This window comes from Mammaliicoccus sciuri, assembly GCF_025561425.1.
GTDB classification, from domain to species: domain Bacteria; phylum Bacillota; class Bacilli; order Staphylococcales; family Staphylococcaceae; genus Mammaliicoccus; species Mammaliicoccus sciuri_A.
The window spans coordinates 1,306,783-1,321,571 of record NZ_CP094824.1 but is presented as its reverse complement, the minus strand read 5'-3'; the positions used below and the strand labels follow the sequence as shown (position 1 = coordinate 1,321,571).

General features: G+C 33.0%; 12 protein-coding genes and 1 other RNA gene. 2 read left to right on the top strand and 11 right to left on the bottom strand.

Annotated elements, in window-relative coordinates:
* The first annotated feature begins 29 nt into the window (after nucleotides 1-29).
* Nucleotides 30-1,040, top strand: a complete 1,011-nt coding sequence (locus MUA60_RS06815; protein WP_262650368.1) for an LLM class flavin-dependent oxidoreductase — start codon at nucleotides 30-32, stop codon at nucleotides 1,038-1,040.
* A 46-nt stretch (nucleotides 1,041-1,086) separates the two neighbouring features.
* Here MUA60_RS06815 and MUA60_RS06810 read toward each other — a convergent pair whose 3' ends face one another.
* Together MUA60_RS06810 and cymR are read right to left on the bottom strand one after the other, a co-directional pair.
* Nucleotides 1,087-1,764, bottom strand: coding sequence for a trypsin-like serine peptidase (locus MUA60_RS06810; protein ID WP_262650366.1), 678 nt, complete (start codon nucleotides 1,762-1,764; stop codon nucleotides 1,087-1,089).
* A 273-nt stretch (nucleotides 1,765-2,037) separates the two neighbouring features.
* On the bottom strand, nucleotides 2,038-2,457 hold the full coding sequence (cymR, locus tag MUA60_RS06805; protein ID WP_025904248.1) for a cysteine metabolism transcriptional regulator CymR: 420 nt from the start codon (nucleotides 2,455-2,457) through the stop codon (nucleotides 2,038-2,040).
* 90 nt (nucleotides 2,458-2,547) lie between these two features.
* Here cymR and MUA60_RS06800 point away from each other — a divergent pair, with 90 nt between their 5' ends.
* Nucleotides 2,548-3,810, top strand: coding sequence for a replication-associated recombination protein A (locus tag MUA60_RS06800; RefSeq protein WP_262650365.1), 1,263 nt, complete (start codon nucleotides 2,548-2,550; stop codon nucleotides 3,808-3,810).
* A gap of 43 nt (nucleotides 3,811-3,853) precedes the next feature.
* Here MUA60_RS06800 and MUA60_RS06795 read toward each other — a convergent pair whose 3' ends face one another.
* The 9 genes from MUA60_RS06795 to recJ form a co-directional block, all read right to left on the bottom strand.
* Entirely contained in the window at nucleotides 3,854-4,621 is a 768-nt protein-coding gene (locus MUA60_RS06795; RefSeq protein ID WP_025904250.1) for a tRNA threonylcarbamoyladenosine dehydratase, read from the bottom strand.
* Nucleotides 4,622-4,674: 53 nt separating this feature from the next.
* A non-coding RNA gene (gene ssrS, locus MUA60_RS06790) (6S RNA) lies at nucleotides 4,675-4,867 on the bottom strand.
* 57 nt (nucleotides 4,868-4,924) lie between these two features.
* The gene (aspS, locus tag MUA60_RS06785) at nucleotides 4,925-6,697 is read right to left on the bottom strand and encodes an aspartate--tRNA ligase (RefSeq protein ID WP_262650364.1); all 1,773 of its coding nucleotides are present in this window, start codon (nucleotides 6,695-6,697) and stop codon (nucleotides 4,925-4,927) included.
* On the bottom strand, nucleotides 6,697-7,962 hold the full coding sequence (gene hisS / locus MUA60_RS06780) for a histidine--tRNA ligase (protein WP_204182753.1): 1,266 nt from the start codon (nucleotides 7,960-7,962) through the stop codon (nucleotides 6,697-6,699). Before hisS ends, aspS begins: the two co-directional genes overlap by 1 nt.
* A gap of 322 nt (nucleotides 7,963-8,284) precedes the next feature.
* A complete protein-coding gene (locus MUA60_RS06775) occupies nucleotides 8,285-9,157 on the bottom strand; it encodes an N-acetylmuramoyl-L-alanine amidase family protein (RefSeq protein ID WP_262650363.1) in 873 nt (290 codons plus the stop codon).
* Entirely contained in the window at nucleotides 9,154-9,606 is a 453-nt protein-coding gene (dtd, locus tag MUA60_RS06770; protein WP_262650362.1) for a D-aminoacyl-tRNA deacylase, read from the bottom strand. The genes MUA60_RS06775 and dtd overlap by 4 nt, the downstream gene beginning before the upstream one ends.
* A 13-nt stretch (nucleotides 9,607-9,619) precedes the next feature.
* The gene (locus MUA60_RS06765) at nucleotides 9,620-11,809 is read right to left on the bottom strand and encodes a RelA/SpoT family protein (protein WP_262650360.1); all 2,190 of its coding nucleotides are present in this window, start codon (nucleotides 11,807-11,809) and stop codon (nucleotides 9,620-9,622) included.
* Nucleotides 11,810-11,928: 119 nt separating this feature from the next.
* A complete protein-coding gene (locus MUA60_RS06760; RefSeq protein WP_262650358.1) occupies nucleotides 11,929-12,447 on the bottom strand; it encodes an adenine phosphoribosyltransferase in 519 nt (172 codons plus the stop codon).
* Nucleotides 12,447-14,741 (bottom strand): single-stranded-DNA-specific exonuclease RecJ, encoded by a 2,295-nt coding sequence (recJ, locus tag MUA60_RS06755; RefSeq protein ID WP_262650356.1) that lies wholly within the window; start codon nucleotides 14,739-14,741, stop codon nucleotides 12,447-12,449. The genes MUA60_RS06760 and recJ overlap by 1 nt, the downstream gene beginning before the upstream one ends.
* Between the last annotated feature and the right edge of the window lie 48 nt (nucleotides 14,742-14,789).

Sequence of the window (14,789 nt, the reverse complement as noted above, 5' to 3'; positions counted from 1 at the left end):
ATATATAATTATGTAAGGAGCGTCACAAAATGAAATCAAATTTCCCAGTTTCTGCATTAAATCTAGTTCCACTTAGAAAAGGTGAAACGGAACAAGATGCCATTAAGAATATGGTATCACTTGCTCAAAATGTAGAAAAATTAGGCTATGAACGTTACTGGATTGCAGAACATCATAATGCACCAAATTTAGTAAGTTCTGCAACTGCTTTACTCATTCAACATACACTTGAACATACAGAGTCTATACAAGTAGGTTCTGGTGGTATCATGTTACCTAGCCATGCACCTCTTATTGTTGCTGAGCAATTTGGAACAATGGCTACAATGTTTCCTAATCGATTAAATCTTGGCTTAGGACGTGCACCAGGTACAGATATGATGACCGCTTCTGCACTAAGAAGAGATTCACATAAAGGTGTATATACATTTGGTGACGATATTAAACAATTACTACAATATTTTGGTCCTGAAGAACAACAATCATATGTAAGACCATATCCAGGTGTAAATACAAACATTCCGATTTATGTGTTAGGATCTTCAACGGACTCTGCACATTTAGCTGCTCGATTAGGTTTACCATACGTCTTCGCAGCACACTTTGCACCAGATCAAATGGCTCAAGCAATCGAAATATATAGAGACTTATTTGAGCCATCAGAGTATTTAGATGAGCCTTACATGACCGTTTGTTTAAATGTTATTGTTGGTGAAACAGATGAAGAAGCGACATATTTATCTTCAACAATGCACTTAATGTTCTTAAGCATTGTAAGAAATGCGCGCATGCCATTACAACCTCCTACTGATCAACTTGAAAACATTTGGTCACCACAAGAAAAATATATGGCGCAATCTAAAACAAACACTTCTTTCATAGGTAGTGAAGAAACTGTAAAACAACAATTAATAGATTTCCAAAACAAATACAATGTAGATGAAATTATGGCGGTGAGCTATATTTATGATTTAGATAAACAATATCAATCATATGAATCATTCAAGAAAATTGTAGATGATGTATACGGGGAAGCATAAAAAAAATGATCATAAAGTGATGAATCATCACTTTATGATCGTTTTTTTATTTTAAATTACTTTGTATAAATTGTTGAACGTTGCTGTTAAATAATACGCCACTGTTATGGCTATTTGGTACGCCACCATAATGTAAACCAATAACTTGGTTATTTGCATTAAAGATTGGTGAACCTGAATTACCACCATAAGTACTTAAGTCGTAAGATATGTTACTACCTGAAGCAGATAACACATTACCTTTACTTTCCCATAATGTGGCAATAGGTTTATCTCCTGGATAACCTGTTACTGTGATGTTATCATCTTTTTTAACTGAAGATGTATCTGCTATTGTCGCTGATTGAACAGCGTCACCAATAGATTGACCTTTACTATTTTTACCGACTGTAACGACTACTAAATCTTCACCGCCTGGTGCTACTTTGTAATCAGTTGCTGTAAATGTTCCTACTGGAAAATTACCATTGCCATTTGCTGATGGTGAGAATTTTAATACAGAAGCATCACCATTAGTTGCATCTACAACGTGTTTATTTGTAAGAACGGTATTTTTACCGACAACTACACCTGACGCAATTGATGTACCTCCGATATCAGCGAATGCAATCGATTGATAATGTGCAGATGTTGTATTCGTAATTTGTGTACGATCATTTTTCGGTAATATAACTCTTGATGACGGACCATCTGTCTTTGCGTTAACTTCAAAACGGTAATGCAATGAAACTTAATAATAAAACTGCTACTACACTTAATATGTATCGTTTTAAATTTTTCATATACTCTCCCCTTTGTTGTAGTGTACAACTATCTTAATATGAAAATAACCTCGAAGGAGAATATTACACTACTTAACACATATTCATGCTTAACTGTTAAAATAAAGAAATATTTTGTGCAGTTAGGCATGAACTCCATACAGTTAAGAAATAAAAAATAAGAAAGCAATCTTCAATATTCGTCTTGAAAATTGCTTTCTTATTTAATTTGTGAACTAGATATAGAACATATAGCCTTCTAGTTCATCTTCATTTGTATAATTTGCTAAGTATTCTAGTGTTGTATTATCTAGAACTTCTTTTACCGCGTCTCTAATACGAATCCATAATTGTTGTTGTGCAGGTGGCTCGTCTTCTATACCTTCAACAGGTGTAATTGGCCCTTCTAACAATCTAATCACATCACCAGCTGTAATTTCTGATGGTGCTTTTTGTAATTGATAGCCCCCTTTGGCACCTCTTACACTTTTAATAAGACCAGCATTACGTAGTGGTCCTACTAATTGTTCTAAATATAAATCACTTAAATTGTTTTCTTCAGCGATTGACTTTAAAGATGTACATCCTTGACCATAACGCTTAGTCAACGATATCATAAGTGTTAAGCCGTATCGTCCTTTAGTAGAAATTTTCATGTACTACACCTCTTATTTTCTAAAAAAAATATTATTAATTCATTTTATCATTTTTTGTACACTTTGAGTAATTAGAAAGGTTGATTCCAAATGAAAAACGAACCATTAGCTTATAGAATGCGTCCTCAAACGATAGATGATGTTATAAGCCAAGAACACTTAGTTGGTCCGAAAGCCATTATTAGAAGAATGGTTAACACTAAAAAGTTAACTTCTATGATTTTTTATGGACCTCCGGGAATTGGAAAAACGAGTATCGCCCAAGCCATTGCCGGGAGTACTCAATATAAATTTAGACAACTTAATGCTGTCACTAACACTAAAAAAGATATGCAACTTGTCGTTGAAGAAGCCAAAATGTCTGGACAAGTTATACTTTTACTAGACGAAATTCATCGCTTAGATAAAGCAAAACAAGATTTCTTATTACCTCATTTAGAATCAGGCAAAATTGTTCTTATTGGCGCAACGACGTCAAACCCATACCATGCTATCAATCCAGCTATACGAAGCAGAACGCAAATCTTTGAACTTTACCCTCTTAATGAAGATGATATCATCATTGCTTTAAAAAGAGCGATTGAAGATGAAGAAAATGGCTTAGCCTCATATGCCCCTATCGTAGACAAAGACGCTTTAGAATATTTCGCAAAAGCAAGTTACGGTGATGTGAGAAGTGCATTAAATGCGCTAGAACTCGCTGTACTCAGTGCTGATGTTCAAGATGATAAACGTCACGTCACAATTGAAGATGCAAAAGTTTGTATTCAAAAGAATGCTTTCCAACACGATAAAGATGGCGATCAACACTATGATGTTATGAGTGCATTTCAAAAATCTATTAGAGGTAGTGATGTCGATGCAGCACTTCATTATTTAGCTAGATTAATTGAAGCGGGAGATTTACCTACTATTGCAAGACGCCTTCTTGTGATTAGCTACGAAGATATCGGTTTAGCTTCTCCGGGTGCTGCAGCTAGAACATTATCAGCTATTGAAGCGAGTGAACGCCTCGGCTTTCCAGAAGCACGTATACCATTAAGCCAAGCGGTCATCGAGCTATGCTTATCACCTAAATCTAATTCAGCTATTGTATCTATTGATGAAGCTCTATCAGACATCAGAAAAGGTAAAGCTGGGTTAGTTCCGAAACATTTGAAAGATGGACACTATCAAGGTGCAAAAGATTTAGGAAATGCAATTGGTTATAAATACCCACATAACTATGAAAATGGATATGTTGAACAACAATATTTACCTGATACTTTAAAAGGCAAACAATATTATCAACCTAAACTCACATCTAAATCTGAACAAAAATTAGCAGAAATATATCGCAACATAAAAAAATGAGACTGGACGTATCCAGTCTCATTTTTATTATCAAAGCTGCTCTTTATTTATCTTTGATTCTTTTTACTGGGATATCTTTCAAAATATCATTAACAACATAACTCGCACAAATTAAACCAACAACACTTGGTACAAAAGCATTTGATGAAGGTGGCATTTGTGCCTTTCTAACTTTAGCGTTTTTATCGCCTACAACTTCTTTTACATCTTCTCTTATCATAATAGGACTTTCATCACTAAATACTACATTAATACCTTTATGAATGCCCATTTTTCGTAATTTCAGACGTATAATTTTCGCCATAGGATCTGTATGTGTTTTAGAAATATCAGCTATTTCAAATTTAGTAGGGTCTGTTTTGTTTGCAGCACCCATACTAGAGATAACGTTAATACCTCTTTCCAAACATTCTTTCATAAGATGAACTTTATACATGATTGTATCACTAGCATCTACAAAATAATCAATGTCGTATTCATTAAATAAAGCTTCGTAAGTTTCTTCAGTATAGAACATATGCAATGAAGTGACTTTACAATCAGGATTAATTAATTTAATACGCTCTTCCATTAAATCCACTTTAGATTGACCTATTGTTGTTGTTAATGCATGTAATTGTCTATTTACATTTGTGATATCTACATCATCTTTATCTATTAATATGATATGACCAATATTAGTTCTCGCTAGTGCTTCAGCAGCAAATGAACCTACACCACCTACGCCAAGGACAACTACAGTTTTACTTTTTAATAAATCTAAGCCTTCTTTACCAATCGCTAATTCATTTCTTGAAAATTGATGCTTCATCATTATTTACTCCTTTACACAAAAATACGCAAGACATAAAGTCTTGCGTACCGATAGAATCCAATTGTGCCGTAATATTTAGTGCTAGATCATTTTGGCCTGCTATATACAGGTGGGTGCCCTGTTTCTTATTTTGCATGTCCTCCTTTCGAGGCGTATGCGCTATTAAGAAAACCAATTAGGCTCCCTTGATCAAAAGTGTTAGGTCAAAATATAAAAAGCTTATTACGAACACTTCAGATGACTACCTTATAAATTTATTTTATCATAATTCTTCTAAATAACAAGTATTTATACTTTTAATTATTTTTCATCTAAATCAAGTTGCAAATGTAATTCATGTAACTGACTGTTAGATACTTCACTTGGCGCATCTGTTAATAGACAAGAGGCACTTGCTGTTTTAGGGAATGCAATTGTATCTCTTAAGTTTGTTCTTCCTGACAATAACATAACTAATCTATCTAAACCTAAAGCAATTCCGCCATGTGGTGGGGCACCATATTTGAACGCTTCAATTAAGAATCCAAATTGTTCTTGTGCTTGCTCTTCAGTGAAGCCAAGCGCTTTAAACATTTTTTCTTGTAGTTCTGATTTATGAATTCTAATAGATCCTCCACCTAATTCGAAACCATTTAAAACGATATCATATGCATTCGCTTCAACATTTGTTGGATCCGTTTCAAGCATTGCTTCATGCTCTTTTTTAGGTGCAGTAAATGGATGGTGTGCTGCAACGTAACGTTCTGATTCTTCATCGTATTCAAATAAGGGCCAATCAGTTACCCATAAGAAATTATATTTATTTGGGTCAATTAAACCACGATCTTTACCAAGTTTATTTCTTAACTGCGCTAAACTTGCTGCTACGACATCTTTTTTGTCTGCTACAAATAATACTAAGTCTCCAGCTTTAGCTTCAGTTTGATTTAATAACTCAGCAGTAATGTCTTCATCAAAGAATTTGCTAATTGGACCGTTTAAGCCTTCGTCTGTTACTTTAACCCACGCTAAACCTTTAGCACCATAAATACTTGCAAATGATTGTAATTGGTCGATATCTTTTCTAGAGTAGTCAGCTGCACCTTCTTCAACGACGATTGCTTTAACTTCTCCACCATTTTCAACTGCAGATTTAAACACTTTAAAGTCCATTTTTGAAGCAAGTTCTGATAAGTTAATCAGTTCCATACCAAATCTTGTATCTGGCTTATCAATTCCGTATCTTTCCATTGCTTCAGCGTATGTCATACGTGGAAATGGTGTTGTAATATCAATACCTTTTACATCTTTCATGATACGTTTCATAAGACCTTCATTCATTTTGATAACGTCTTCTTGATCGACAAAGCTCATCTCGATATCGATTTGCGTAAATTCAGGTTGTCTATCAGCTCTTAAATCTTCGTCTCTAAAACATTTAACGATTTGATAGTATTTATCAAATCCACCAATCATTAATAATTGTTTAAATATTTGTGGAGATTGAGGTAAAGCATAGAATTCTCCATCATGTACACGAGATGGTACTAAATAGTCTCTTGCACCTTCTGGCGTTGATTTAGTTAATACAGGTGTTTCTACTTCGTAAAACTCACCTTCATCTAAGTAATTTCTTACTGCACGTGTAATTTGATGTCTCATTTTGAATGTTTGAGTTAAACTTTCTCTTCTTAAGTCGATATAACGATATTTTAAACGTACATTTTCGTCAATATCATTCATATCTGTAATAGAAAATGGTGGTGTTTCAGATTCATTTAAAATTGTAATTTCAGAAACTTGTACTTCGACTTTACCAGTCTTGATTTTGTCATTAATTGATTTTTCATCTCTTTCAGTTACTAAGCCTTTAACTTGAATGACGTATTCAGAACGGATTTTCTCAGCAACACTTAAAGCTTCTTGAGAGAAGTCTGGGTTAAAAACGATTTGTACAATGCCTTCGCGGTCACGTAAATCAACAAATATTAAACCACCTAAGTCACGTCTTTTTTGTACCCAACCATTTAAAGTAACGGTTTGACCAATATATTCTTCAGTTATTTTACCAGCATATGTTGTTCTTTTTTCCATTATGATTCCACCTTTAAATAATTCTCTAATTCTGATAACGAAACAAGTGTCTTTTCACCAGTTTCCATATTCTTAACTTCCACTTCTTGTTTTTCTAATTCATTTTCACCTAATACAATCGTATATCTCGCATTTAATCTATCGGCTTGTTTCATTTGACCTTTTAATTTACGTTGTAAATAGTCTTTATCACAACTAATACCAGCCATTCTTAATTGATTGATTAATTGTACTGACAATCTATCCGCTTCTTCACCCATTGTCGCAATAAATAAGTCGATTGTATCTTCTTCTTCGATTTCAATACCTTCAGCTTCAAGCGCTAGTAACAAACGTTCAATACTCAATGCGAAACCAATACCTGTTTCTTTAGGACCATCAAGTAATTCTAGTAAGCCGTTATATCTACCGCCACCACATAAAGTTGTAATAGCGCCGAATCCTTCAGCGTTACTCATTACTTCGAATGCTGTGTGTGTATAATAATCTAAACCACGCACTAAATTCGTATCTATTTCATACTCGATACCAAGTTCGTCTAATAAACTTTTTACCTCTTCAAAATATTGTTTAGAATAATCATTTAAATATTCCGTAATTTTAGGCGCATTTTTAACGGCTTCTTTATCACGGTCTACTTTACAATCCAATATACGCATTGGATTTGTGTGTAATCGACTTTGACAATCGCTACAGAAAGTATCAATTACTGGTTCAAAGTGCGCTTGTAATGCTTTCGTGTAATCAGCTCTTGATTCTGCATCACCAATACTATTGATGACTAATTTTAAGTCTTTTAATCCGAAAGATTTGTAAATGTGTACGAGCATTGAAATAATTTCAACATCAATTGCAGGATTTTCTGATCCTATCGCTTCTACACCGAATTGAACAAATTGACGATAACGCCCTTTTTGTTTTCTTTCATATCGGAACATTGGACCATTGTAATAAAGCTTAACAGGTTGATTCGGTTCACCTTGCATTTTGTTTTCGATGTAACTTCTAACAACACCTGCAGTGCCTTCAGGTCTTAATGTAATGCTTCTATCACCTTTATCTTTAAATGTGTACATTTCTTTTTGTACAACATCTGTTGAATCACCTACACCTCTACTAAAAAGTTCAGTACTTTCAAATATTGGTGTTCTAATTTCTTTATAATTATATATTTTCATTAACTCATGTAATTTGTTCTCAATGTATTGCCATTTATAAGTATCTTTTGGTAATAAATCTTGTGTACCACGTGGTATATTAATCATAATATTTCCTCCTTTAAAATATAAAAAGTCCCTTGTATGCATATACATACAAGGGACGAATTATCCGTGTTGCCACCCTAATTAGTATTTAATGATTCATTAAATACTCACTTAACAACATTATAACGGATGTTAACCGATCTTATTTTCGTAAGATTCCCTCTTCTTGTGTTCAAAAGTATACACAGTATTCATATAACTTTCAGCAAATGTTATACTCTCTGTCTCCTACTATATCGGCATACTATTCAAGAATAAACGGTGTATAATCTATTTCATAATTTATATTAATATTAAACCCATAATCTGTAGTAGTCAATATCTAATTTGAAAAGTAAAATTTCAAACCGTCAACAATACCTGTTTCTACAATGTGTCTATATTTTCTATCAACTATTAATTCTTCATCTGTAGGATTACTAATATAACCTAACTCTAGCAATACGGCAGGCATTTTAGTTTGACGAATCACTTGGAAGTTTTCGTTTCTTACGCCTCTATCAGATAGTATGGATTTTTGATTAATTGATGTTTGTAACGTATCTGCAAATTCTTTTTGAGAATCATGGTGGTAATAAACTGTTAAACCATGTGGTGCTGATGAATCTAATGCATCATTATGGATACTAATAAAGACATCTCCATCACCTTGTCGATCTTTTAATTTAACATATTCATCTTTTGTTCTCGTCATTTTTACTTTAGCACCTTCAGCTTCAAGCATTTCTTTAAGTTCTTTTGCAGTTTTTAATGTAATGACTTTTTCAGTTACATCTTTATGTATTGAACTCGATGCACCTTGGTCACTTCCACCATGACCAGGATCTAAAATAATCACTTTTCCTTTTAATGGTTTTAGTACTGGATTAACATCTTCTTTAATATCAAGATTTGTATGCCAACCAGCAATCCAGCCTTTTTCATTTTGATCATTTTTAACTTCGAACCATTTACCTTCTCTATCTGTTATATAAAAATTATCTCCCTTTTTTACATCAAAGATAATTGGATAATAAGCGGCAGGTCCAGTTCTTAACTCACCATCTTCTTTCATAGATAATGTTTTAGGCTCGTCCTCTTTAGGAATCAATAAATAAATAATAATGATTAACAAAACAATCAGTAAAATGGCAACACTGATGACAGGAACAGGCTTTATTCTCCTCTTTTTAAACCATAAATTAATTCGGTTCATTGAATGTTACCATCCTTACTTTCGAATATAATCGTAATTGGTCCATCATTGATTAATGACACATCCATATGTGCGCCAAACTCTCCTGTTTTCACGTTAATGTTATAAGAAGCTAACTGTTCATTAAAATATTCATATATCTTTAATGCTTCATCTGGACTTTTAGCATTTGTAAATCCAGGTCTATTACCTTTTTTCACTGAAGCATATATTGTAAATTGTGATATCGACAAGATTTCACCACCGACTTGGTGTATATCTAAATTCATTTTACCGTCTTGATCTTCAAAAATTCTTGTCTTTGCTATTTTCTTAGCGATAACATCTGCATCTGTATAAGTAGATTCTTGTCCAACACCGACTAATAATAAGAATCCTTGTTTAATTTCATTTTGAGCATTTTCAGATGTCACCTTAGCTTGGCTTACTTTTTGTAGAACAACTTTCAAAAAAATTCACCTCTTAATTCCATACACGACTTACTGTATAGATATCGCCTAATTGCTTAATTCGATCAACAATTCTATATACGTCATTCACATTTTTAACCATTACGCTAATGTTAATAACAGCATTTTTATCTATATCAGCTTTACCTGAAACTTTTACTAATTGTACTTTAATTGCATTCACAACTTGAAGTACTTCGTTTAATAGTCCATTTCTGTCGTAACCCGTAATTTCTAAGTCTACTTGATAATTTTTTTGTTCATTTGTATTTTTAACCCATTCAACATTGATTAATCGTTCATTTTCGTTAACGATGTTCGGGCAATCTTTACGATGAACTTTAACGCCATGACCTTTTGTAATATAGCCAATGATTTCATCACCAGGTATTGGATTACAACATTTAGAAAGTTTAATAAGCATGTTATCTAAACCTTCGACATAAACACCAGTATCTGTTCTAATATCTTGTTTAATTGGAATGGATTTATTGACTTCTTGCACTTGGTTAAGCGTTTGTTTCTTACGTTCAAGTCTAAGCTTTTCTGTAAGTCTATTAACAGCTTGTAAGGCAGTTATGCCACCAAAACCAACTGCAGCATATAAATCATCTTCATTTGAAAAATTATATTTTTCGTTAACAAGTTTAATGTTTTCAGCATTTAATACTTCATCTACATTGTAGCCATGCTCTTTAATTTCCGCTTCAATCATGAATTTACCTTTTTCAATATTGGCAGAGCGGTCTTGTTTCTTGAAGAAACTGCGGATTTTACTTTTGGCACTTGAAGAGCGGACGATTTTTAACCAATCTCGACTTGGCCCATATGAATGTTTACTCGTTCTAATCTCGACAATATCACCAGTAGATAACTTATAATCAATAGGGACGATTTTACCATTAACTTTCGCACCTATCATTTTATTACCTACTTCACTGTGCACAGCGTAAGCAAAATCAATCGGAAGTGCGCCATATGGTAATTCAACAACATCACTTTCAGGTGTAAAGACATACACTTTATCACTTTGAAGGTCATATTTTAATGATTCCATAAATTCTTCTGCATCAGGTGAAGTATTGTCAGTTTCAGCTATTTCTTGTAGCCAACTCATTTTTTGTAAATATTCTTCTGATTTATTGCTTAAATTTTTACCTTCTTTATATGCCCAGTGTGCAGCAACCCCATGTTCTGCAATCTCATGCATTTCAAATGTTCTGATCTGTATCTCTAACGGATCTCCATTTGGACCAACGACTGTAGTATGCAATGATTGATACATATTCTGTTTAGGCATAGCAATATAGTCTTTAAATCGACCAGGCATTGGTTTCCATAATGTATGGACAAGACCTAACACAGCATAACAATCTTTGATTGACGGAACGATTACTCTTATTGCAAGTAAGTCAAAAATTTGTTCGAATTGCTTTTTCTGTTTGACCATTTTTCTATAAATACTATAGATATGTTTAGGTCTACCACTGATATCGCCAGAAATATTCATAACTTCCATTTCAGACTCTATATCTTTAATAGCATTTGCGATATACGTTTCTCGTTCGCTTCTTTTCTTTTTCATCAAGTTAACAATTCTAAAATATTGTACACTATCAATATATCTTAATGAGATGTCTTCAAGTTCCCACTTAATTGTATTGATACCTAATCTATGCGCAAGTGGTGCATAGATTTCTAACGTTTCTTTAGCAATACGTTTTTGTTTTTCTTTAGGCATCGCTTTTAAAGTACGAACATTATGTAATCTATCTGCTAATTTAACTAATATAACTCGGACATCTTTAGCAATTGCTATAAATAATTTTCTATGATTTTCAGCTTGTTGCGTTTCTTTAGATTTATATTTAACTTTTTTTAATTTTGTAACACCATCTACAATAATGGCTACTTCTTCATTAAACATTTCTACCAAATCATCATACGTATAAGGTGTATCCTCAATTACATCATGAAGGAATCCAGCAACTATAGTTGGACCATCCAATTTCATTTCGGTTAAAATACCCGCTACCTGAATAGGATGCATGATATATGGCAAATTATTTTTTCTAATTTGTCCTTGATGTGCTTTAAAAGCCAAATCATAACTCTTTTCTACTAAACGATATGCATCTTCAGATAAGTAACTTTTAGCTTTATATAAAACATCATCAGCACTGTATGGATATTCTTTATTCATAGGGACACCACCTCATCAAATAAAATTCTCTTGAATATTACTATTATAGCAATTTTCAATAGTAATATGCCACCGTTAATTATAATAATTAAAAATAAAATAGCCACAAAGTGACTATTTTATTCATCGTATGAAATTAACGAAACAACATCGTAACCTTTTAATTTTTCAACGCCGTTTAAATATTTAAGTTCAATTAAAAATGCGATCCCCACTACGATTCCACCTAATGATTCTACTAAGTGAATTGCCGCTTCAATTGTACCACCTGTTGCTAATAAATCATCTGTAATCAAAACACGTTGACCTGGTTTGATAGCATCTTTGTGCATCGTTAACACATTTGATCCATATTCAAGGTCATATTCATAACGAATTACTTCACGTGGTAATTTCCCTTCTTTACGTACCGGTGCAAACCCAATACCCATTGCATATGACACAGGACAACCAATAATAAACCCTCTTGCTTCTGGTCCTACTACAACATCAACTTGTTTGTCTTGAGCATATTGTACAATTTGGTCAGTGGCATACTTGTATGCTTCACCATTATCCATAATTGTCGTGATATCTTTAAAGTTAACACCTTGTTTTGGCCAATCTTGTACTTCTGAAACGTATTGTTTTAAATCCATTATACTTCCTCCTCAACATCACTTAACAATGAATGCACCCACTTAATTAATGATTGGCTATCATTGTACAACAATGTCTTTTCTATTTCTATTTGTTGTTTTCTTGCTTGATATAACGGTGCGTTTTGAATATCATTTTTTCCCGCATCTTTATTTATTTCAATTATACCACGATTCATTGTAATAAAGTTTAACTCATAAAAACAATTTAAAATGAATTTCAATTGATCTGGTTTAATTTTTAATGCTTCACATAATTTCATACCATCATTTTGAATATTGGTTGATTGATTCATATATAAAGCTTTATAAGCTTGCTTGAACTTTTCATCACTTGGAATACCTTCAAAGTATGAATTAGTTTGCCCTTTAAATACTAAATAATATTTTTCTGCTTTAATATGAGATAAAGTTTGTTTAAATGATTCTAAGTCTTGTGGTAAATCTCTCAGCACACACGTTTCTATTTCATTTGAATATGCTTCACCATAATGTATATATTGCTCATTTAATTTCTCGGATGACGGATTAATCACAAACAATGCATTATCTTGATCAATTTTTAACAAGTAATGCTTATTTTTACTTCTATAATCAAAAATTGCATGGTCATTACTCAATGCTAAATCTTTAAGAATAATTTGTGGAGATTGATGTCCATTCCATTCATTAACATTTAAACTACCTGCAACATTTACTGTTGTATCATTTGAAATATCATGAACGAGATGTCCAGCATTCCAATGTAAAGCTGCAATATTTTTGTCTGTTAATGTTAATTTAAGATGTTTATTACCTTGTCCGATACCTTTAACAGATTTGACTTGAACATTATTGATTGAAAATAGCGGTGCTAATAAATCCGTACCAAAAGGTCTTAATCTTTCTAAATCAAATATGTTATCAACCGTAATATCAGAAGTTTCTATTTCTGCATCAACGATTAATTGAGGTAATAATTTTTTACCTTCTGTTATTTGTTGCATATCTTCATTCAAAGCTTTCTTCAATGGTTCAATCGCGTCGATATCTAATGTCATACCAGCTGCCATATGATGACCACCGAATTTACGAATCAAGTCGCTATGATTTTGAAGAAATTCAAACATTGAAACTTGTTCTATACTTCTAGCAGAACCTTTCGCGTGATTTTGTTCAATATCCACATTTAAAACAATTGTTGGTAAATGATACTTCTCAACAATTCTAGAAGCCACAATACCTAATACACCTTCATTCCAATCTTCTTTTGCAAGTATTAGAAATTGGGCATTTTGTTGCATTTCAATTTCAGCTAGCTCCATAGCTTCATTCGTAATATTTTCAACGATTGCTTTACGTTCTGTATTAAATTGGTCAACTTCCTCAGCTAAGAACATCGCTTCATCGTCATCATCGCTCATAAGCAATTCTCCAGCTAAACGAGCATCATCTAATCTACCAACTGCGTTCAGACGAGGTCCGATAATAAAGCCGACTGTTTGTTCGCTCACTTCATCCGTAAAATCAGCTACTGATAACAAACTTTTTATCCCTGGTAAAGGTTGTTCATTTAATATACGTAACCCTTGTTTAACCATATATCTATTTTCATCCGTTAAGCTCACTAAGTCGGCAATCGTACCGATAGCAACTAGTCCTAAGAATGCATCTGGTATATCTGCTTTAAGTGCTTTAGAAAGTTTATAAGAAACACCCACACCAGCTAAATATTTAAACGGATAATTAAAATCAGGGTGCATAGGGTGAACAATCGCATATGCATTAGGCTTTGTTTCGCCAAATTCATGATGGTCTGTCACAATCACATCAATACCAAGTTCATTGGCAATATCAATTTCGTGATGACCTTGAATACCATTATCCACTGTAATGATAAGAGAAACACCTTCATCATGCGCATTTCTAAACGCTGCTTCACTTGGTCCATATCCTTCAGTAAACCTATTAGGAATATACCAACCTACTGTAGCGCCCATTGACTCTAAAGTCTTAACGAGAATCGTTGTAGATGTAACACCATCTGCATCATAATCACCATATACTAATATTCTTTCATCATTTTCAATAGCTTTATGTATTCTCGAAGTTGCCTTTTCCATATCACTTAATAACATAGTATCGTGGAATAACACTTCATTAGATAATAAACTTTCAATTTGTTCTTCAGACGTATAGCCTTTTGAAATTAAAATTTTTTCTAAAAGTGGCGAAATTTTATAATTTTTTATTATTTGCGGATCAATATTTTGATTGAGTTCTGATTTTTTCCATTGATAACAAGCTTTAGTCATATCAAATCTCCTCATTTCTACTCAAAACATTATACATGAAATATCATA

What these genes read in the sequence shown, in the direction of transcription:
- MUA60_RS06760 (WP_262650358.1), bottom strand. Translation starts at nt 12,447, where the DNA reads ATGGATTTAAAACAATACGTTTCAGAAGTACAAGATTGGCCAAAACAA.
- MUA60_RS06775 (WP_262650363.1), bottom strand. Translation starts at nt 9,157, where the DNA reads ATGAACCGAATTAATTTATGGTTTAAAAAGAGGAGAATAAAGCCTGTT.
- MUA60_RS06800 (WP_262650365.1), top strand. Translation starts at nt 2,548, where the DNA reads ATGAAAAACGAACCATTAGCTTATAGAATGCGTCCTCAAACGATAGAT.
- hisS (WP_204182753.1), bottom strand. Translation starts at nt 7,962, where the DNA reads ATGATTAATATACCACGTGGTACACAAGATTTATTACCAAAAGATACT.
- cymR (WP_025904248.1), bottom strand. Translation starts at nt 2,457, where the DNA reads ATGAAAATTTCTACTAAAGGACGATACGGCTTAACACTTATGATATCG.
- aspS (WP_262650364.1), bottom strand. Translation starts at nt 6,697, where the DNA reads ATGGAAAAAAGAACAACATATGCTGGTAAAATAACTGAAGAATATATT.
- MUA60_RS06815 (WP_262650368.1), top strand. Translation starts at nt 30, where the DNA reads ATGAAATCAAATTTCCCAGTTTCTGCATTAAATCTAGTTCCACTTAGA.
- MUA60_RS06795 (WP_025904250.1), bottom strand. Translation starts at nt 4,621, where the DNA reads ATGAAGCATCAATTTTCAAGAAATGAATTAGCGATTGGTAAAGAAGGC.
- recJ (WP_262650356.1), bottom strand. Translation starts at nt 14,741, where the DNA reads ATGACTAAAGCTTGTTATCAATGGAAAAAATCAGAACTCAATCAAAAT.
- MUA60_RS06765 (WP_262650360.1), bottom strand. Translation starts at nt 11,809, where the DNA reads ATGAATAAAGAATATCCATACAGTGCTGATGATGTTTTATATAAAGCT.